Origin of the sequence: Streptomyces sp. Qhu_M48, assembly GCF_051305195.1 — a bacterium.
Lineage (GTDB): Bacteria > Actinomycetota > Actinomycetes > Streptomycetales > Streptomycetaceae > Streptomyces.
The window spans coordinates 5274965-5293587 of sequence record NZ_CP195432.1 but is presented as its reverse complement, the minus strand read 5'-3'; the positions used below and the strand labels follow the sequence as shown (position 1 = coordinate 5293587).

17 protein-coding genes are annotated in these 18623 nt (G+C 73.0%); 13 read left to right on the top strand and 4 right to left on the bottom strand.

Features of this window, described 5'->3' with window-relative positions:
- Positions 1–199: 199 nt before the first annotated feature.
- Both mmpA and ACRRSS_RS23905 read left to right on the top strand, forming a co-directional pair.
- Complete coding sequence (gene mmpA / locus ACRRSS_RS23910) at positions 200–334, top strand: morphogenic membrane protein MmpA (protein ID WP_351901165.1); 135 nt, start codon at positions 200–202, stop codon at positions 332–334.
- A complete protein-coding gene (locus tag ACRRSS_RS23905; RefSeq protein WP_435973171.1) occupies positions 331–702 on the top strand; it encodes a VOC family protein in 372 nt (123 codons plus the stop codon). Before mmpA ends, ACRRSS_RS23905 begins: the two co-directional genes overlap by 4 nt.
- Before the next feature lie 48 nt (positions 703–750).
- On the opposite strand, the gene ACRRSS_RS23900 is transcribed toward ACRRSS_RS23905, so the two are convergent.
- The gene (locus tag ACRRSS_RS23900) at positions 751–1905 is read right to left on the bottom strand and encodes a saccharopine dehydrogenase family protein (protein WP_435973170.1); all 1155 of its coding nucleotides are present in this window, start codon (positions 1903–1905) and stop codon (positions 751–753) included.
- A gap of 489 nt (positions 1906–2394) precedes the next feature.
- On the opposite strand from ACRRSS_RS23900, the gene ACRRSS_RS23895 reads away from it, so the two are divergent.
- From ACRRSS_RS23895 to ACRRSS_RS23880, 4 genes are read left to right on the top strand one after another with little or no spacing between them, the layout of a single operon-like run.
- Positions 2395–3552 carry a CaiB/BaiF CoA transferase family protein gene (locus ACRRSS_RS23895; protein ID WP_435973169.1) on the top strand — a complete coding sequence of 386 codons (1158 nt, stop codon included), beginning with the start codon at positions 2395–2397 and terminating at the stop codon, positions 3550–3552.
- Complete coding sequence (locus ACRRSS_RS23890) at positions 3549–4691, top strand: acyl-CoA dehydrogenase family protein (RefSeq protein WP_435973168.1); 1143 nt, start codon at positions 3549–3551, stop codon at positions 4689–4691. The genes ACRRSS_RS23895 and ACRRSS_RS23890 overlap by 4 nt, the downstream gene beginning before the upstream one ends.
- A 45-nt stretch (positions 4692–4736) precedes the next feature.
- On the top strand, positions 4737–5951 hold the full coding sequence (locus tag ACRRSS_RS23885) for an acetyl-CoA C-acetyltransferase (RefSeq protein ID WP_351901157.1): 1215 nt from the start codon (positions 4737–4739) through the stop codon (positions 5949–5951).
- A gap of 38 nt (positions 5952–5989) precedes the next feature.
- Positions 5990–8161, top strand: coding sequence for a 3-hydroxyacyl-CoA dehydrogenase NAD-binding domain-containing protein (locus ACRRSS_RS23880; RefSeq protein ID WP_435973167.1), 2172 nt, complete (start codon positions 5990–5992; stop codon positions 8159–8161).
- Between the two features lie 52 nt (positions 8162–8213).
- On the opposite strand, the gene ACRRSS_RS23875 is transcribed toward ACRRSS_RS23880, so the two are convergent.
- Positions 8214–8951 carry a MerR family transcriptional regulator gene (locus tag ACRRSS_RS23875; protein WP_351901153.1) on the bottom strand — a complete coding sequence of 246 codons (738 nt, stop codon included), beginning with the start codon at positions 8949–8951 and terminating at the stop codon, positions 8214–8216.
- A gap of 123 nt (positions 8952–9074) precedes the next feature.
- On the opposite strand from ACRRSS_RS23875, the gene ACRRSS_RS23870 reads away from it, so the two are divergent.
- Positions 9075–9557, top strand: a complete 483-nt coding sequence (locus ACRRSS_RS23870) for a macro domain-containing protein (protein ID WP_435973166.1) — start codon at positions 9075–9077, stop codon at positions 9555–9557.
- Between the two features lie 87 nt (positions 9558–9644).
- Positions 9645–10154, top strand: coding sequence for a hypothetical protein (locus ACRRSS_RS23865; protein ID WP_435973165.1), 510 nt, complete (start codon positions 9645–9647; stop codon positions 10152–10154).
- A 28-nt stretch (positions 10155–10182) separates the two neighbouring features.
- Here the strand turns inward: ACRRSS_RS23865 and sph are convergent, their stop codons facing one another.
- Positions 10183–11217, bottom strand: a complete 1035-nt coding sequence (sph, locus tag ACRRSS_RS23860) for a sphingomyelin phosphodiesterase (protein WP_435973164.1) — start codon at positions 11215–11217, stop codon at positions 10183–10185.
- A gap of 125 nt (positions 11218–11342) precedes the next feature.
- Here sph and ACRRSS_RS23855 point away from each other — a divergent pair, with 125 nt between their 5' ends.
- Both ACRRSS_RS23855 and ACRRSS_RS23850 read left to right on the top strand, forming a co-directional pair.
- Complete coding sequence (locus ACRRSS_RS23855; protein ID WP_435973163.1) at positions 11343–11828, top strand: F0F1 ATP synthase subunit B family protein; 486 nt, start codon at positions 11343–11345, stop codon at positions 11826–11828.
- Positions 11829–11925: 97 nt separating this feature from the next.
- On the top strand, positions 11926–12852 hold the full coding sequence (locus ACRRSS_RS23850) for an oxygenase MpaB family protein (RefSeq protein WP_435973162.1): 927 nt from the start codon (positions 11926–11928) through the stop codon (positions 12850–12852).
- Between the two features lie 103 nt (positions 12853–12955).
- On the opposite strand, the gene ACRRSS_RS23845 is transcribed toward ACRRSS_RS23850, so the two are convergent.
- Positions 12956–14536, bottom strand: coding sequence for a M1 family metallopeptidase (locus ACRRSS_RS23845; protein ID WP_435973161.1), 1581 nt, complete (start codon positions 14534–14536; stop codon positions 12956–12958).
- A gap of 225 nt (positions 14537–14761) precedes the next feature.
- Here ACRRSS_RS23845 and ACRRSS_RS23840 point away from each other — a divergent pair, with 225 nt between their 5' ends.
- From ACRRSS_RS23840 to ACRRSS_RS23830, 3 genes are all read left to right on the top strand, one after another.
- A complete protein-coding gene (locus ACRRSS_RS23840; protein WP_435973160.1) occupies positions 14762–16849 on the top strand; it encodes a Xaa-Pro dipeptidyl-peptidase in 2088 nt (695 codons plus the stop codon).
- Positions 16846–18153 carry a M14 family metallopeptidase gene (locus tag ACRRSS_RS23835; RefSeq protein ID WP_435973159.1) on the top strand — a complete coding sequence of 436 codons (1308 nt, stop codon included), beginning with the start codon at positions 16846–16848 and terminating at the stop codon, positions 18151–18153. Before ACRRSS_RS23840 ends, ACRRSS_RS23835 begins: the two co-directional genes overlap by 4 nt.
- 145 nt (positions 18154–18298) lie before the next feature.
- Entirely contained in the window at positions 18299–18601 is a 303-nt protein-coding gene (locus ACRRSS_RS23830) for a hypothetical protein (RefSeq protein WP_435973158.1), read from the top strand.
- Positions 18602–18623 lie beyond the last annotated feature (22 nt).

Genomic DNA, 18623 nt, shown 5'->3' with positions numbered 1-18623 from the left:
TCTGTGGCCCTGGGGCCCTGGACCCTGGGGTGGCCGGGACGCCTGGGATGCCTGGGGACGTTTGGGGCGCCTGAGACGCCTGAACACGTCCGAGACGCCTGAGTGCGTCGGAGCGGCGAGAGGCATGAGTCGCCTACTGGGACGTCTGAGTACCTGTACGGATACCGAGCCGTGACCCGGCCCCGGCAGAGTGGGGTTCATGACAACACCCCTTTCCGCTCCGCCGCGTTCCGCCGGGCGCGGCCTGAACCTGATCCTCGCCGGGTCCGCGCTCGTCGCCCTGGCCTGGGTCTGCGCCGTGCTGTACATCATCGTCGCCTGGGCCGTGGCGTGATCGGGCGCCTGAGGTGCCTCGTGCTCGACTGCCCGGACGCCCTGCAACTCGCCGCGTTCTACCGGCGGTTGATCGGCGGGGAGGTGGAGAGACCCGATCCCCGGTGGGCCGTCGGCGAGGGCTCCGCCGTGCTGCGCGGCGACGCCGGTCCGGTGCTCGCCTTCCAGGGCGTGGCCGATCACCGGCCGCCCGTCTGGGGCGCGCCCGAGCAGCAGTTCCACCTCGACGTGCGGGTCGACGACCTGGGCGCCGCCCATGACGCCGTGCTCGCCCTCGGAGCCGTACCGCTCGACGACGGGGGCGACGGCCAGGCCTGGCGCGTCTACGCCGACCCGGCCGGCCACCCGTTCCGTCTCGTACGGCCCTGATCCCGCGCGTCCGTCCGTCGTATGGCCCTGCCCCCCCCGCCCGTCCGCTCAGCCGCGGTGGGCCACCCGGAAGCGGATGCCCGCCGCCCTCAGGCGGGTGATGAGCGCGTCGCCCATCGCCGCCGCCGTCGTGACCTGCCCCGCCGTCTTCGGCAGCGGGTCGAAGGCGAGGCAGAGGGCCGACTCGGCGAGCATCTTGGCCGTCTCGTCGTACCCGGGGTCGCCGCCCGAGACCTCGGTGAAGATCCGGCGTCCGCCGCCCTCGCCGACGAAGCGCACCGAGAACCAGCTGCGCGCGCGCCGCTCGGCCGACGGCCCCCGGCCCGCCTGGTAGCGCCCCATCAGCCATTCACGCACGGGCGGCAGTTGGGCCGCCGCCACGCTCGCCCCGACGGCGGCCGCGCCCCCGAGTGCCACCGGGAGGTTCTTCACGGAGGCGTAGTGCCGGTAGCGGAAGTCCGGCCCGTACCGGTCGAGGGCCGCCGCCGAGCGGGCCACGACCTGCGGGTCGAGCGTCGGCAGCGGCAGCGCCCAGGTATCGGTCTCGCGGCTGAACCGCGGCCCGCCCAGCGGTGCGCGGGCCCGGCGGGCCACCAACCTCGGTTCGTGGAGGTGTCGTTCGCGCGCAGCCCGCAGCATCTCCCGGCCCCGGCCGAGGGCGGTCAGCGCCGAGGCGAAGGTGCCGCCGGAGAAGGTCGCCCCGACCCGCACGAAGCCGTCCACCCGGAGCGGCACCCCCTCCGGGAGCTGCTGGACGGTGAAGTACGCGCCCAGATCGTGGGGGACGGAGTCGAAGCCGCAGGCGTGCACGATCCGGGCGCCGGTCTCCCGGGCGCGGGCGTCGTGCCGCACGTACGTCAGGTCGACGAACTCCGCCTCGCCGGTGAGGTCCACGCAGTCCGTCCCGGCCTCGGCGCAGGCGGCGACGAGCCCGTCGCCGTACCAGACGTACGGACCGACCGTGGTGGCCACCACCCGGGTGGACTCGGCGAGTTCGCGCAGGGAGTCGGGGTCGGCGGCGTCGGCGACGACGAGCGGCAGGTCGGCGCGGTGCGGCCACCGGGCGGCGAGCCGCTCGCGCAGGGCCGTGAGCCCCGCGAGGTCGCGGCCCGCGAGTGCCCAGCGGCACTCCGCCGGGGCGTGCTCGGCCAGGTAGGCGGCGGTGAGTTCGCCCACGAACCCGGTCGCGCCGAACAGGACCACGTCGTAGGGCCTGCCCCCACGGCCCGGCGAGGCCTCCCGCCCGCCCTCGGGCGCCGTGCCGCTCCCGCTGTCCGGCGCGCCTTCGTTCCCGACCCCGGCCCCAGCCCCGGACCCGGCCCCGCTCCCGCTCGCGGTCCCGCTGTCCGGCGTGGCCCCGCTGTCCCGCGTGGAGCCGTGGTGCGGCGTGGCCCCTTGGTCCGATGCGCCCCCGCTTTCGCCGCCGGGCTCCGCCCCGCTCCCCACGCCCGTCCCTGTACCCATCCAGCCCCTCATTTCGGCCGTGCCGCGCCGCCGCGCGCGGCTGTCGTCGTCGGCGGAGGATAGCGGGTCCCGCACCATGCCCCGTTGCCGCCCTACCCCCGGTTACCCCGTCTGCCCCCGTCCGGTAATTTCCAAGCGCTTGCTCGGCCGGGGGGCTTGTGCCGAGTGGAACACGTTCCTAGCATCTCTGGTGTTACATCATTGGTGTCACACATGCCTGGGGGCTCGATGAGCACGACGCACACCGCCGGGAACGGGCCGCTGACCGGGGTCCGCGTGGTCGAACTCGCCGGCATCGGCCCCGGCCCCTTCGCCGCCATGCTGCTCGCCGACCTCGGCGCCGACGTCGTCCGCGTCGACCGCCCGGGCGGTCCCGGCCTCGGCATCGACCCGGCCCGTGACCTCACCAACCGCAACAAGCGCTCCGTCCTCGTCGACCTCAAGGCCGAGGACGGCCCCGCCACCGTCCTCGACCTCGTGGCCCGCGCCGACATCCTGATCGAGGGCTACCGGCCCGGCGTCGCCGAACGCCTCGGCGTCGGCCCCGACGTCTGCCTCGTCCGCAACCCGCGTCTCGTCTACGGCCGGATGACCGGCTGGGGCCAGGACGGGCCGCTCGCCGCGACCGCCGGACACGACATCGGCTACATCGCGATCACCGGCGCCCTCGGCATGATCGGCCCCGACCCGGACGGCCCGCCCACCGTCCCCGCCAACCTCGTCGGCGACTACGCGGGCGGCTCCCTCTACCTCGTGATCGGCGTCCTCGCCGCCCTCCAGCACGCCCGCGCCCACGGCGAGGGCCAGGTCGTCGACGCGGCGATCGTCGACGGCACCGCCCACCTCACCACCATGATCCACGGCATGCTCGCCGCCGGCGGCTGGCAGGACCGCCGAGGCGTCAACCTCCTCGACGGCGGCTGCCCGTTCTACGGCGTGTACGAGACCTCCGACGGCGGCCACATGGCGGTCGGCGCCCTGGAGGAGCGGTTCTACGCGGAGTTCGTCCGCCTCCTCGGCGTCGAGGACGTCGCGCCCGCCCGCCGGGACCCCGGCCGCTGGCCCGAACTGCGCAAGGCCGTCGCCGACCGCTTCCGGAGCCGTACCCGCGAGGAGTGGACAGCCGTCTTCGACGGCGGTGACGCCTGCGTCGCTCCCGTGCTCTCCCTGCGCGAGGCCCCGTCCCACCCCCACCTCGCCGCGCGCGCCACCTTCACCGAACACGGCGGCATCGCCCAGCCGGCCCCCGCACCGCGCTTCTCGGCCACCCCCGGCACCCTGCGCACGGGCCCCGCCCTGCCCGGCGCCGACACCGCCGAGGTCGCCCGCGACTGGGCCGTACCCGCCCTCGATCGTCCGATCCAGACCCAGGAGACCGACGCATGAAGCGCCAGCTGTACACCGCCGACCACGAGGCCTTCCGGGCCACCGTCCGCACCTTCCTGGAGAAGGAGGTGCTGCCCCACTACGCGCAGTGGGAGAAGGACGGCATCGTCGCCCGCGAGGCCTGGCTCGCCGCCGGCCGTCAGGGGCTGCTCGGCCTCGCCGTCGACGAGGAGTACGGAGGCGGCGGCAACCCAGACTTCCGCTACGGAGCCGTCCTCGCCGAGGAGTTCACCCGCGCCGGCGCCCCCGGACTCGCCATCGGCCTGCACAACGACATCATCGGCCCGTACCTCACCTCGCTCGGCACCGAGGAGCAGAAGCGGCGCTGGCTGCCCGGCTTCTGCTCCGGCGAGACCGTCACGGCGATCGCCATGACGGAGCCCGGCGCCGGTTCGGACCTCCAGGGCATCCGTACGACCGCCGAGGACCACGGCGACCACTGGATCCTCAACGGCTCCAAGACCTTCATCTCCAACGGCATCCTCGCCGACCTGGTCGTCGTCGTCGCCCGCACCACCCCCGAGGGCGGCGCGCACGGCCTCTCCCTCCTCGTCGTCGAGCGCGGCGCCGAGGGCTTCGAGCGCGGCCGCAACCTCGACAAGATCGGCCAGAAGTCCCAGGACACCGCCGAACTCTTCTTCCGCGACGTCCGCGTCCCCAAGGAGAACCTGCTCGGCGAGCTCAACGGCGCCTTCCTGCACCTCATGACCAACCTCGCCCAGGAGCGCCTCGCCATCGCCGTCGCCGGGATCGCCGGGGCCGAGCACCTCCTGGAGATCACCACCCGGTACGTCAAGGAGCGCGAGGCCTTCGGCCGCCCGCTCGCCCGGCTCCAGCACATCCGCTTCGAGATCGCCGAGATGGCCACCGAGTGCGCCGTCACCCGGACCTTCGTCGACCGGTGCATCGAGGAGCACACCGAGGGAGGGCTCGACGCCGTCCACGCCTCCATGGCCAAGTGGTGGGCGACCGAACTCCAGAAGCGGGTCGCCGACCGCTGCCTGCAACTCCACGGCGGATACGGCTACATGAGCGAATTCCCGGTCGCCCGCGCCTACACCGACGGCCGGATCCAGACCATCTACGGCGGCACCACCGAGATCATGAAGGAGATCATCGGCCGTTCCCTCCTCGGCTGACCTCCCGCCGCCCGTCTCCCCAACCCTCATCGCGAAAGGCTTCCCGTGAGCACCGAAGCGTACGTGTACGACGCGATCCGCACCCCGCGCGGACGCGGCAAGGCCAACGGCTCCCTGCACGGCACCAAGCCCATCGACCTGGTCGTCGGCCTCATCCGGGAGATCCAGACCCGCAACCCCGGCCTCGACCCGGCCGCCATCGACGACATCGTCCTCGGCGTCGTCGGCCCCGTCGGCGACCAGGGCTCCGACATCGCCCGGATCGCGGCCATCGCCGCCGGACTCCCCGACACCGTCGCCGGCGTCCAGGAGAACCGCTTCTGCGCCTCCGGCCTCGAAGCCGTCAACATGGCCGCGATGAAGGTCCGCTCCGGCTGGGAGGACCTCGTCCTCGCCGGCGGCGTCGAGTCGATGTCCCGGGTGCCGATGGCCTCCGACGGCGGTGCCTGGTTCTCCGACCCGATGACCAACCTGGAGACCAACTTCGTCCCGCAGGGCATCGGCGCCGACCTCATCGCCACCATCGAGGGCTTCTCCCGCCGCGACGTGGACGAGTACGCCGCGCTCTCCCAGGAGCGGGCCGCGGCCGCCGTCAAGGACGGGCGCTTCGCCCGGTCGATCGTCCCCGTGAAGGACCGCGCGGGACTCACCGTCCTCGACCACGACGAGTTCCTGCGCCCCGGCACCACCGCCGACTCCCTCGCCCGGCTCAAGCCCTCCTTCGCCGACATCGGCGAGCTCGGCGGCTTCGACGCCGTCGCGCTGCAGAAGTACCACTGGATCGAGGAGATCGACCACGTCCACCACGCCGGCAACTCCTCCGGCATCGTCGACGGCGCCTCCCTCGTCGCCATCGGCTCGAAGGAGGTCGGCGAGCGGTACGGACTCGCCCCGCGCGCCCGGATCGTCTCGGTCGCCGTCTCCGGCTCCGAGCCGACCATCATGCTGACCGGCCCCGCCCCGGCCACCCGCAAGGCCCTCGCCAAGGCCGGACTCACCATCGACGACATCGATCTCATCGAGATCAACGAGGCCTTCGCCGCCGTCGTCCTGCGCTTCGTCAAGGACATGGGCACCACCCTGGACAAGGTCAACGTCAACGGCGGCGCCATCGCGCTCGGCCACCCGCTCGGCGCCACCGGCGCGATGATCCTCGGCACCCTCGTCGACGAACTGGAGCGGCAGGACAAGCGCTACGGCCTGGCCACCCTCTGCGTGGGCGGCGGCATGGGCATCGCCACCGTCGTCGAGCGCGTCTGACCGTCCCGTCCGAACCCCTCATACGGAGAAGCAGAGCCATGAGCGAGAGCACCACCATCCGCTGGGAGCAGGACGCGACCGGGATCGTCACCCTCGTCCTCGACGACCCGAACCAGTCCGCCAACACCATGAACCAGGCCTTCCGGGCCTCGATCATCGCGATCGCCGACCGCGTGGAGGCCGAGAAGGACTCCATCCGCGGCATCATCTACACCTCCGCGAAGAAGACCTTCTTCGCCGGCGGCGACCTCAAGGACATGGTCCAGGCGGGCCCCGAGCACGCCCAGGACATCTTCGAGGGCGCCCTGGAGATGAAGCGCGCGCTGCGCCGCATCGAGACCCTCGGCAAGCCCGTCGTCGCCGCGATCAACGGCGCCGCGCTCGGCGGCGGCTACGAGATCGCCCTCGCCTCGCACCACCGCGTCGCCCTCGACGCCTCCGGCTCCAAGATCGGCCTGCCCGAGGTCACCCTCGGTCTGCTGCCGGGCGGTGGCGGCGTCACCCGCACCGTGCGCCTCATGGGCATCACCGACGCCCTGCTCAAGGTGCTGCTCCAGGGCACCCAGTACACCCCGAGGCGGGCCCTCGACAGCGGCCTCGTCCACGAGGTGGCCGCCACGCCCGAGGAGATGATGGACAAGGCCATCGCCTTCATCGACGCGCACCCCGAGTCCCGGCAGCCCTGGGACGTCCCCGGCCACCGGATCCCCGGCGGCACCCCCTCGAACCCCAAGTTCGCGGCCAACCTGCCCGCGTTCCCCGCCAACCTGCGCAAGCAGCTGAACGGGGCGCCCTACCCGGCGCCGCGCGCCATCATGGCCGCCGCCGTCGAGGGCTCCCAGGTCGACTTCGAGACCGCGCTCACCATCGAGAGCCGCTACTTCACCGAGCTGGTCGTCGGCCAGACGGCGAAGAACATGATCCAGGCGTTCTTCTTCGACCTCCAGGCCGTCAACTCCGGCGCCAGCCGCCCCAAGGGTGTCGAGCCCCGCCCGGTCCGCAAGGTCGCCGTCCTCGGCGCCGGCATGATGGGCGCCGGCATCGCCTACTCCTGCGCCCGCGCCGGCATCCAGGTCGTCCTCAAGGACGTCTCGGCCGAGTCCGCCGCGAAGGGCAAGGCCTACTCCGAGGCGCTCTGCGCCAAGGCCGTCTCCCGGGGCCGCACCACCCGGGAGAAGGCCGACGCGCTCCTCGCCCGGATCACCCCGACCGCCGAGGTCCGGGACCTGGCGGGCTGCGACGCCGTCATCGAGGCGGTCTTCGAGGACACGTCGCTCAAGCACAAGGTCTTCCAGGAGATCCAGGCCGTCGTCGAGCCCGACGCGCTGCTCTGCTCCAACACCTCGACCCTGCCGATCTCGGTCCTCGCCGAGGGCGTGGAGCGCCAGAGCGACTTCATCGGCCTGCACTTCTTCTCCCCGGTCGACAAGATGCCGCTCGTCGAGATCATCAAGGGCGAGCGGACCGGCGACGAGGCGCTGGCCCGCGCGTTCGACCTGGTCCGGCAGATCAGCAAGACGCCGATCGTCGTCAACGACTCGCGCGGCTTCTTCACCTCCCGGGTGATCGGCCACTTCATCAACGAGGGCGTCGCCATGGTCGGCGAGGGCATCGAGCCCGCCTCCGTCGAGCAGGCCGCCGCACAGGCCGGCTACCCGGCGAAGGTCCTCTCCCTGATGGACGAGCTGACCCTGACCCTGCCCCGCAAGATCCGCAACGAGACGAAGCGGGCGATCGAGGAGGCCGGCGGGGTCTGGGTGACCCACCCGGGCGAGGCCGTGATCGACCGCATGGTCGACGAGTTCGGGCGGCCCGGACGCAGCGGCGGCGCGGGCTTCTACGAGTACGGGGAGGACGGCGGGCGCGGGAAGCTCTGGCCCGGCCTGCGCGAGCACTTCGCCAAGCCCGGGTACGAGATCCCCTTCCGCGACATGCAGGAGCGGATGCTCTTCGCCGAGGCCCTGGACACCGTGCGGCTGCTGGAGGAGGGCGTCCTGACGTCGGTCGCCGACGCCAACATCGGCTCCATCATGGGCATCGGCTTCCCTGCCTGGACCGGTGGCGTGCTCCAGTACGTCAACGGGTACGAGGGCGGTGTCGCGGGCTTCGTGGCCCGCGCCCGCGAGCTGGCGGAGACGTACGGCGAGCGGTTCACCCCGCCCGCCCTCCTGGTGGAGAAGGCCGAGCGGGGCGAGGTCTTCACCGACTGACGGTCACGGCCGGCCGGGACGCGCCACGGAGACCCGGCCGCCGGACGGGCGTTCACGGAGCCCGGAACGCCGTCCTCAGCTCCTCGCTCAGCGAGCGCTGGAAGGCCGTGAGGAGGGCCTGGACCACCATCGGCTGCATGTGCGCCGAGAGCGACCTCATCGCGCTCAGGTGGTCCGGGTCCTCCCCGCTCTCCCGGTACGGGCTCCACACCTCGTCCCGGAAGAGCCGGGAGAGCTCCTGGGCGGCGGCGCGCGCGTGCTCCAGGAGCACGGTGCGGGAGGCGAGGATGGTCTCGTGCTCGATCGGCACGTCGAGCAGTTCGACGCCGAGCCGGAGCAGCGCGCCGTCGAGCCGGAACGTGTCCTCCTCCCCGGTCCGGTCGAGCACCCCCATCGCGGCCAGCCGGTCCACGTCCCGCTCGGTCAGCGCCCGCCCGGCCCGCCGCTCCAGCTCCCGCCGGGTGATGGACTCGGCGGACTCCGGAGCCCAGGAGGCCACCAGGGCCCGGTGGATCGCCAGGTCCTGCGCGCTGAGGTCGGGCGGCAGCTGCTCCAGGTACCGCTCGATCGCGGCCAGGGTCATGCCCTGCCGGCGCAGCTCCTCGATGAGCGCGAGCCGTGACAGGTGCCCCGGCCCGTAGTGCCCGACCCGCCGTGCCCCGATGACGGGCGGCGGCAGGAGACCCCGCGTCCCGTAGAACCGCACGGTCCGCACCGTGACCCCGGCCCGCGCGGCCAGCTCGTCGACGGTGTAGCTCGGCCCGTCGTCCCCGTCGCTCCCGACGCCCATCCGAGGTGCCCCGCTTCCCCTCCAGGCGACCCGCCGGTCGGGATCGCTTGAACAGTATTGCTGTCTCACCACCTGTGTAAAAGACTGCCGCCGTTGTCAGTGCGGCGCCGTACCGTGATCGTCATGAACGGGATCACGTACGTCCGGGGGGACGCGACCGCGCCGCAGGCCAGGGGCGTCAAGATCGTCGCGCACGTCTGCAACGATCTCGGGGGCTGGGGGAAGGGCTTCGTCCTGGCGGTCTCACGCCGATGGAGCGAGCCGGAGGCGGCCTACCGGCGGTGGCACCGTGACCGCGCGCGGAACGACTTCGGTCTGGGCGCAGCCCAGTTCGTCCAGGTCGAGCCGTGCGTCTGGGTGGCCAACCTGGTGGGCCAGCGGGGGATGCGCACCGGGCGGAGCAGCGGCGTACCCGTGCGGTACGAGGCGATCGACGCCGCGCTCGGGCGGCTCGCCGACCGGGCGGGCGAGCTGGGGGCGTCCGTGCACATGCCGCGCATCGGATGCGGGCTCGCGGGCGGGTCCTGGGAGCGGGTCGAGCCGTTGGTCGTGCGGCGGCTGGTGGAGCGGGGGATACCGGTCACCGTGTACGACTTCGGCGGGTGAGGGGCGCGGGCGGCGGTGGGGGTGTGGGCTCGTGGGGGCTAGAGTCTGCGGCTGTTCGAACCGGGGGAACGGGAACAGGGGAGTCATATGTACACGCAACTCAGGGAGACGGCCGCCGAGTTGGCCAGGGTCCTGTGGCGGGAGCACACCGTCTACCGGGAGCGGGGCGGTGGCGTGGTGATCCGGGGCGAGCACGTGGGCCGCTGGATAAGTCTCGGTCCGACCGGGGGCAGGGACCAGGCGCTGCTGCGCGCCGGGCGGCTGCTCGACGGGGGGACCACCGCCCCGGCCCGTACCGAGGTGGTCGTCGACCTGACGGTCGGGACGGCGGAGCTGGCGGCGGTCTGCCGCAGCCTGCTCGCCGATGTCGCGGCGGTCGCCGAGCCGGCCCCCGTCGCGTCGGGTCGGTCCGGTCGGTCCGGTCGCGCGGGAGCGTCCGGGAGACAGCCGAAGCCGGGTCGGGCGGCGCGCGCCGCCCGACCCGGCCGGCCCCGCAAGGGGCGGCACACGAGCCTGGGTTCCCTCGTCGTGCTGCTCTGTGTCGCCGGTGTGCTCGGCGCCTGGCTCTACAGCCTCTTCGGCGGATCCGGCTACTGAGCCGCGCCCGCCGCCGGCCCGGTCCCGGTCAGAAGCCGGTGACCGGGTAGTGGTCGGAGAGGTTGGTGTACGTGTAGCTCGTGCCCCAGCTGGAGACCGTCCACGGGGCGCTCCGCTCCAGGACCACGTGGTTGGTCCAGCCGGCGGGGCGGGCGTTCCCGGCGCGGAAGAGGACGTAGTCGAGGTCCTCGCGCGGGTCGTCCGGGTAGCGCTCGGAGGCGATCGAGTTCAGGTCGGTGTCGAAGGAGTAGGGGTGGCCCGTGCGGGCGTCGGCCCCCACGAGGCCGGCGTCGGCGAGCATGGTGGCGTGCTCGGGCGTGTGCGAGTCGACGTTCAGGTCGCCGGCGACGACCACCTGCTCGTTCGCCGGGATGTTCTTGGCGTCGAGGAAGGCGTCGATCGCCTTGAACTGGCGGCTGCGCGTCTGGGCCGCCTCGCCCGCCGAGCAGCCCGGGTCGGTGGACTGGGCGTGGGTGCCGAGGACGTGGACCCTGCTGCCGTTCACGTCGAGCACGGCGTAGGCGAATCCCTTGTTCGACCACCAGTCGGCGCCGCACGCGTCCTTGTAGACGTGCTGCTCCTTGCGGACGATCGGCCACTTGCTGAGGATCGTCACCCCGCCGTCCTCGGGGGTGGTCGCGGAGTAGGCGCCGCCGGTGGCGTCCCAGCCGCCCTTGCCGCGGCCCACGACGGGGGTCTGGTGCGGATACTGCGCGGCGGCGTTCGCCTTGAGCGCGTCCGAGGCCCCGTTGTCGAAGGCCTCCTGGAGGACGACGACGTCCTGCCCCTGGAAGAAGGGGGCGGCGGGGATCGCCTTGGCGCGGTGGTCCTGGCCCCAGTTCGGGTAGAGGGACTTGGAGAACAGGAACGCGTTGTAGGTGAGCACCTTGAGCCGGGGGGTCTCGGCGGCCGTGGCGGAGGCGGCGGTCGCGCCCGGCGCGGTCGCGGCCAGGGTGGCGGCGGCGAGCGCGAGGGAAAGGGCGGCGCCGGGGGCGCGGCGGAGCGCGGCGAGCGTCACGGTAACTCCCATGAGGGTGTGGGGGGTTGAGCTGGCGCGGCACATACAATCAGTCGGAGTTACCATCCGGTAGCCTCTGGATGCCGGGAATCTTGCCGATCTCGCAAGATCACGCCAACTCTCGTTCCGGTTTCCGATTTGTACCTTTTTGAACCAGGTAGAATGCGCCCATGACCCTCGCGAACTCCACTGTCTTCAAGATGGACCTCGGTCCGCTCAACCCCGTCTGGGCCGAGCTCATCATCGGCGCCGTGTTGTTCGGGCTCACCTTCCTGATCATGGCCAAGGCCGTCCTGCCGAAGATCAAGCGCACCATCGAGGAGCGTGAGGACGCCATCGACGGCGGCACCGAGCGCGCCGACGACCTGCGCGCCGAGGCCACGCGGATCCGTGAGCAGTACGAGGCCGAGCTGGCCGAGGCCCGCCACGAGGCCGCCCGTATCCGCTCCAAGGCCGTCGAGGAGGGCTCGGTCGCCATCGCCGCCGCCCGCGCCGAGGGCAACGCCGAGCGCGAGGCCATCCTCGCCGCCGGTACCGAGAAGATCGCCGCCGAGCGCACCGCCGCCGAGCGCGAGCTCTCCGCCGACGTCGACGCCTGGGCCCACGCCCTCGCCGCCCGCATCGTCGGCGAGCCGGTCGGCGCCGACCGCGCCTGACCCGTACTCCCCGGAAGGGGCCGTCACCAGGGGCCGCAGCGCCCGGGTGACGGCCCCTTCGTCGTGGGTGCAGCCTTGGAGTGTGAGGAGAAGCCCCATGGAACGCGCGCGTCCCGTCGACCCCACCGACCCCACCGATCCCGACGCCTCCGGCCGTCCCGGGGACCGGGACGGGGCCGGCGACCCGGCGCCGCCGCCCGTCGGCGGGGTGCTGTGGACCGTCGCCGGTGACATCCGCGCGCTCCTGATGCTCCCCGCCGCCCTCACGATGCAGGTCGCCCACCCCGCCATCGGCGCCGGCGTGGACGCCCACTCGGTCTTCCGCACCGACCCCTGGGGCCGCGGGGAACGCTCCCTCAGCTCGGTCCAGCTGTGGATCTACGGCGGTGAGGACGCCGCACGGGAGGGGCGCCGCCTCCGGAGGCTGCACCGCGACATCCAGGGCACCGACGCCCACGGGCGCCGCTACCACGCGCTGACCCCCGCCTACTACTCCTGGGTGCACGCGACCGGCTTCCCCGTCTACGCGCACGGTCTCCGCCTCCTCGCCCGCCCCCTCACGGAGGCGCAGGAACGGCAGCTGTACGCCGAGTGGCTCCAGGTCGGCCGCGTCCTCGGCATCCACGACCGGGACATGCCGCAGACGATCGAGGAGTTCTGGCCGCACTACCGGAAGGTCCTCGCGGAGGAGCTGGAGGCGACCGTCGTCGTCCGGGAGCTGCTCGACCCCGACCAGCCGGTCCCCGCCCCCGACCGGGGGCCGCTGCCGGCCCGGCTCGCCCTCCGGCTGCTCTGGCCGGTCCTGCGCCGTCCGTTCCTGCGGCTGCGCGCCTTCCTCACCGTGGGCATGATGCCGCCGGACGCCCGCGAGGCCATCGGCCTGGAATGGACGCCGGAGCAGGAGCGCGCCCTGCACCGGTTCGCCCGGGTGGTCCGCCTGGTGGTCCCCGTCCTGCCGGAGCGGCTGCGCTATCTGCCGCTGGCCCGGAAGGCCCGGGAGGCCGCCCGCCGCGCGAAGCGCTGACGGACGGCCCCGGTGGGCGTACGGCCGGGGTGCCCCCGAGCTGGTGCGGCTCAGGCGGCCCCGGGCCCGTGACGGCTCGGGTGACCCCTGGGGACCGATGGGCTCAGTGCCCGCCGTGCCCCGTGGCGCCGTGCTGACCGGTCTCGTGGACCGTGTTCGTCGCCGCGATCTTCTTCCACGACTTCGGCTGCGCCGGCTTCACCGGCCTGGCCTGCGGAGCCGCCGAGCGCGCGGACGGGGCGCCGGACGCGGGCGCCGCGGCCGGCGCGGACAGACCGACCGCCGCGGCGGTCGACGCGGACGGCTTCGACGGCTGGTACAGCCAGGTGTCGAAGAGCTCGGCCAGCGGCTTGCCGGAGACCTTCTCCGCGTACTTCACGAAGTCGGCCACGCGCGCGTTGCCGTGGGCGAACTTCTGCGGCCAGCCCTTCAGGATCGCGAAGAAGTCCTCGTCGCCGATCTCGTTGCGCAACGCCTGGAGCGCCAGCGCGCCCCGGTCGTAGACGGCGATGTGGAACTGGTTCTCGGGGCCCGGGTCGCCCGGCTTCACCGTCCAGAACGGGTCCTCGGCGGTCCTGGTGGCGTACACGTAGTCCGCCAGCTCCTGGGCGGTGCCCTCGCCCTCCTTCTCCGACCACAGCCACTGGCTGTAGCGGGCGAAGCCCTCGTTGACCCAGATGTCCTTCCAGTCGCGGACGGACACGCTGTCGCCGTACCACTGGTGCGCCAGCTCGTGGACGACCACCGACACGTTGGCGCCGTTGGCGAACTGCCGCGGGCTGTAGAACGGGCGGGTCTGCGTCTCCAGGGCGAAGCCGCTCGTCACGTTCGGCACGTACCCGCCGAGGGCGTTGAAGGGATACGGTCCGAAGACCCCCTCCAGCCACTCCGCGACCTCGGTGGTGCGCTCGATCGAGGCGCGCGCGGCGCCGTCGTTGTCGCCTAGGTCCTTGCTGTACGCGTTGAGGACGGGCAGCCCGTTCGCCGTCCGGTCCGTCATGATGTCGAACCTGCCGACGGCGAGCGTGGCCAGGTACGTCGCCTGCGGCTTGTTGGAGCGCCAGTTGAAGCGGGTCCAGCCCAGACGGGAGGACTGCGACTGCAGGACACCGTTGCTGATGGCCTGGGTGCCGTCCGGCACCGAGACGGAGACGTCGAAGGTGGCCTTGTCCAGCGGGTGGTCGTTGGACGGGAACCACCAGGCGGCCGAGTCCGGCTCCTGCGCGGCGACGCCGCCGTCCGGGGTACGGGCCCAGGCCGTCCAGCCGTCGATCTTCACCTCGGAGGGCTTGCCCGCGTAGCGGACGACGATCGAGATCGACTTGTTCTTCTCCAGCGGGACGGCCGGGGTGACCTCCAGCTCGTGGGAACCGGAGGTGGCGAACTTCGCCACCCGGCCGTTGACCCGGACCTCACTGACCTTCAGTCCGAGGTCGAGGTTGAACCGGGACAGGTTCTGCTTGGTGGTGGCGACGATCGTCGCCGTGCCCTCCAGGAGGTCGGTGGCGGGCTGGTACGTCAGACGCAGGTCGTAGTGCGAGACGTCGTAGCCGCCGTTGCCGCTGGTGGGGTAGTAGGAGTCGCCGATGCCCGGGGCCCCCGGAGTGAAGTCGGCCGCCGATGCCGGGATCGCCAGCAGCAGGGCGGCCGCGAGGGCGCTCGGAACGATGATTCTGCGGTGCACAGGTGCTCCCCAAGTCATAAGAAACGTAAGACGCGCGGGTGGTCGTCGGTCCTTAGTCCGGACACTATTCAGAGCCCCGACGCACCGTCACGTCCAGAGGACCCGCTGTCACACGATCGCCATTCGGCCGACATGAACCCCTCCGCCTCCGGAATCACCCTGAATCCCCCCTGATTGGCTACGGCACTCTTTTGCACGGGAGTTGACCGGGGTACGTTCCCGCCCATGCCGATGCGAAAGCGGAGAACCCGCGGAGCCCGACTGCCGTACGGAACCCTCGTGGCCGCCGCCACCGCCGCCCTGCTCGCGACCATGGTCGCGCCCGCGAGCGCCCGGCCGGAGCCCGCCACGCCGTCCGGGAGCACGGCGTCGTCCGGGACCGCCGTGCCGTCACGAGCCGCGCTCTCCTCGCCCGTCGCGTCCTCCGTCCGGGAGTCCCGGCCCGTCCACTCCTACGCCGATGCCATCCGTGAGTCCGTCTGGGTCGACACCGGGCTCGACGGCGACGGGGACGGGCGCGCGGACCGGGTCGCCGTCGACATCGTCCGCCCCCGGGAGCCCGCCGCGGCCGGCCGGAGGATCCCGGTCATCATGGACGCCAGCCCGTACTACGCCTGCTGCGGACGCGGCAACGAGAGCCAGAAGAAGACCTACGACGCCGCCGGAGATCCCGTCCGGTTCCCGCTCTTCTACGACAACTTCTTCGTCCCGCGCGGCTACGCCTTCGTCGCCGTCGACCTCGCCGGCACCAGCCGCTCCGACGGCTGCGACGACGTCGGCGGACGCTCCGACGTCCAGTCGGCCAAGGCCGTCGTCGACTGGCTGAACGGCCGCGCCCGCGGCTACACCTCCCGTACGGGGGAGGCCAGGGCCCGCGCCACCACCTGGAGCACCGGGAACGTCGGCATGATCGGCAAGAGCTGGGACGGCACCATCGCCAACGGCGTCGCCGCCACCGGCGTCGAAGGGCTGAGAACCATCGTCCCGATCGGCGCCATCTCCTCCTGGTACGACTACTTCCACTCCCAGGGCGCCCCGCTCTACGACGCCAACCCGAGCTGGCTCTCCGCGTACGTCAACAGCCCCGAGGCGCAGGCCCGCTGTGGCGCCGTCCAGGACCGCATCACCGCCGGCACCCCGTACAGCGGTGACCGCACGGCCGCCTGGACCGAGCGCGACCACGTACGGAACGCGGCCAAGGTGAAGGCCAGCGTCTTCGTCGTGCACGGACAGCAGGACCTCAACGTGCGCGCGAACCAGTTCGGCCAGTGGTGGGACGCGCTCGCCGCCCACGGCGTCGAGCGGAAGATCTGGCTCTCCCAGACCGGCCACGTCGACCCCTTCGACTTCCGGCGCGCCGACTGGGTCCGCACCCTGCACCGCTGGTTCGACCACTACCTCCTGGGCTACGAGAACGGCATCGACCGCGAACCGGTCGCCGACATCGAGCGCGCCCCGGACCGCTGGACCACCGACCGGCAGTGGCCGCCGCGTGCCACCGCGACCACCACCCTGCGCCCCGCCCCGGGCACGGCCTCCGGCCCCGGCGTCCTCGGCCGCGCCCCCGCGGCCCCCGGCTCCACCGCGACCTTCACCGACGACCCGGGCCTCGGCGAGCTCGACTGGGCGGCCCGGATCGACAGCGCGACCCCCGAGAAGGCCGGGTTCGTCACCCGCCCCCTCTCCCGGGACCTGCGGATCTCCGGCTCCTCGAAGGTGACGGTCACCGCCACCCCGACCACCGCCACCGCCCACCTCTCCGCCGTCCTCGTCGACCTCGGCCCCGACACGATCCGCGACTACGCGGCGGCCGGTGAGGGCATCACCACCCTCGCCGACCGCACCTGCTGGGGCGCGAGCACCCCCGGGGACAGCGCCTGCTTCAAGGAGACCGAGGCCCGCACGGCGGACGTCGGGTACACGGTCGTCAGCCGGGGCTGGGCCGACCTCGGCACCTGGGCCGACGCGCGCGAGGAGCGCCCGCTGACCCCCGGCAGGGCGTACACGATGACCCTGGACCTCGCCGCCACCGACCACGTCGTCCCGGCCGGGCACCGGCTCGCCCTGATCGTCGGCGGCACCGACAGGGACCTCCTCGACCCCCCGTCGACACTTCCGACCCTGACCCTCGACCTCGCCCGCACCCGGGCGGCACTGCCGCTGGTCGGCGGCGCCGAGGCCTTCGTCCGCGCGACGACCGGGCCGTACCCGGTCCTCCCGTCGCCCGTCACCGCCGCCCCGTCCCTCGGCGACGCCCCACCGCCGGCCGGAGTCACCGGTCCGCGCCTCCCCGGATTCGGAGCCGCCCGATGACCTCCCGTACCGCACGCCGGAGTTCACGGCGCGCCCTCTCCCTGGTTGCGGGGGCCGCTGCCCTCGCCCTGCCGCTCGTCGGCCTCCCCGCCGAGGCGGCGGACAGCACGCCGGTGAAGCCGCTCCCGCGCACCGGCTTCGAGCTCAGCGGGGGAGCCCGGTGGACCGGCGAGACCGAGGAGCGGGACTTCCTCGCCGCCGTCGACCTGGCGAGCGCGCGGGTGTCGCTGCGGGTGATCGGCACCACCGCGCGGGGTCGTCCGATCCGGCTCGCCACCCTCGGCACGGGCCGCACCACCGTGCTGCTCGTCTGCAGCCAGCACGGCGACGAGCCCGCCGGCCGCGAGGCCTGTCTGAGCACGGTGCGCGACCTCGCCCACGCCCGGGACCGGGAGACCCGGGAGTTCCTCGCCCGCACCACCGTCCTCGTCGTGCCCACCGCCAACCCCGACGGCCGGGAGGCCGACACGCGGGGCAACGCCGACGGCGTCGACGTCAACCGCGACCACATCGCGCTGCGGACCGCCGAGGCGCGCGCGGTCGCCGCCGTCATCCGCGACCACCGCCCCGAACTCGTCTACGACCTGCACGAGTACGGGGCCACCCCCCGGTTCTACGACAAGGACCTGCTCGCCCTCTGGCCGCGCGCCCTCGACACCGACCCGCACGTCCACGACGAGTCCCGGAAGCTCTCCGAGCGCTACGTCCGGCCCGCCGCGGGGCTCGCCGGGTACACCAGCGGCATCTACGGCATCTGGACCGACCCCCTCACCGGGAAGCCGCTCAAGCAGGTCGCCGGCGACGGCCAGGAGCGGATCCTGCGCAACACGGCCGGCGTCAAGCACTCCGCGGGTCTGCTCGTCGAGACCCGGGTGGACGCGCTCGACGAGGCCGAGCGGGACGACCCCGCGCTCAACCACCGGCGCCGTGTCGCCACCCAGCACGCGGCCCTGGAAGGCGCCTTCGCCTACGTGAAGGAGCGGCGCGTACCGCTCACGGTGGCCACCGCGGTCGCCCGGCGCGCCGGGTTCGCCGACCGCGGCCCGGTCCACCTCGGCGGCGCGGACAACGACCCGCCGGAGCCGGGGGAGATCCTCGCCGACCCGCCGTGCGGCTACCGGCTGGACTCCGCGCGGTACGCCGAGGTGGGAGACGAACTCGCCCTGCACGGCGTCACCGTCCGAAGGGAGGGCGCGGGGGTGTTCGTCCCGATGGGCCAGTCGCGTAGGGCGCTCGTCGCCCTTCTCCTGGACGGTCGCGCCACCTATCACCTCGTCAGTGGCAGTCCTGTGGAGGAGTGTTGACGATCATGTGACGCAGGGCGGCGATGGCGTGAATCCGACGTTTGCCGAGGTAAAGTTACCGGCCGGTACTGACCATGCCTCATGGGGGCACCCCCGGCCGAAGGCCGGGGAAGGGTCCCCGCGGCCCCGAAGTTGGAGAAACACCATGCGCGCCACCACGACCGCCCGTCGTGTCCTCACGTCCCTGCTCGCCACGACGCTGCTCGCCGGGGGCGTGCTGCTCGGCCAGACGGTGACCGCCGAGCCCGCGGCCGCCGCCAAGATCACCTGCAACATCGGCCAGCTGAAGGCCGACGCCCGCAAGGAGCGCGACCGCGCCGCCCAGCTCAAGCGCCTCGGCGCCACGACGGAGGCCCGCAAGGCCCTCGCCAAGGCCGAAGCCCTGGAGAAGCGCGCCCGCCAGTGCGCCGACGCGGAGAACAACAGCAGGCCGCCGCTCTGGAAGTAGCGACACGAGCGGGGCGGGCGCG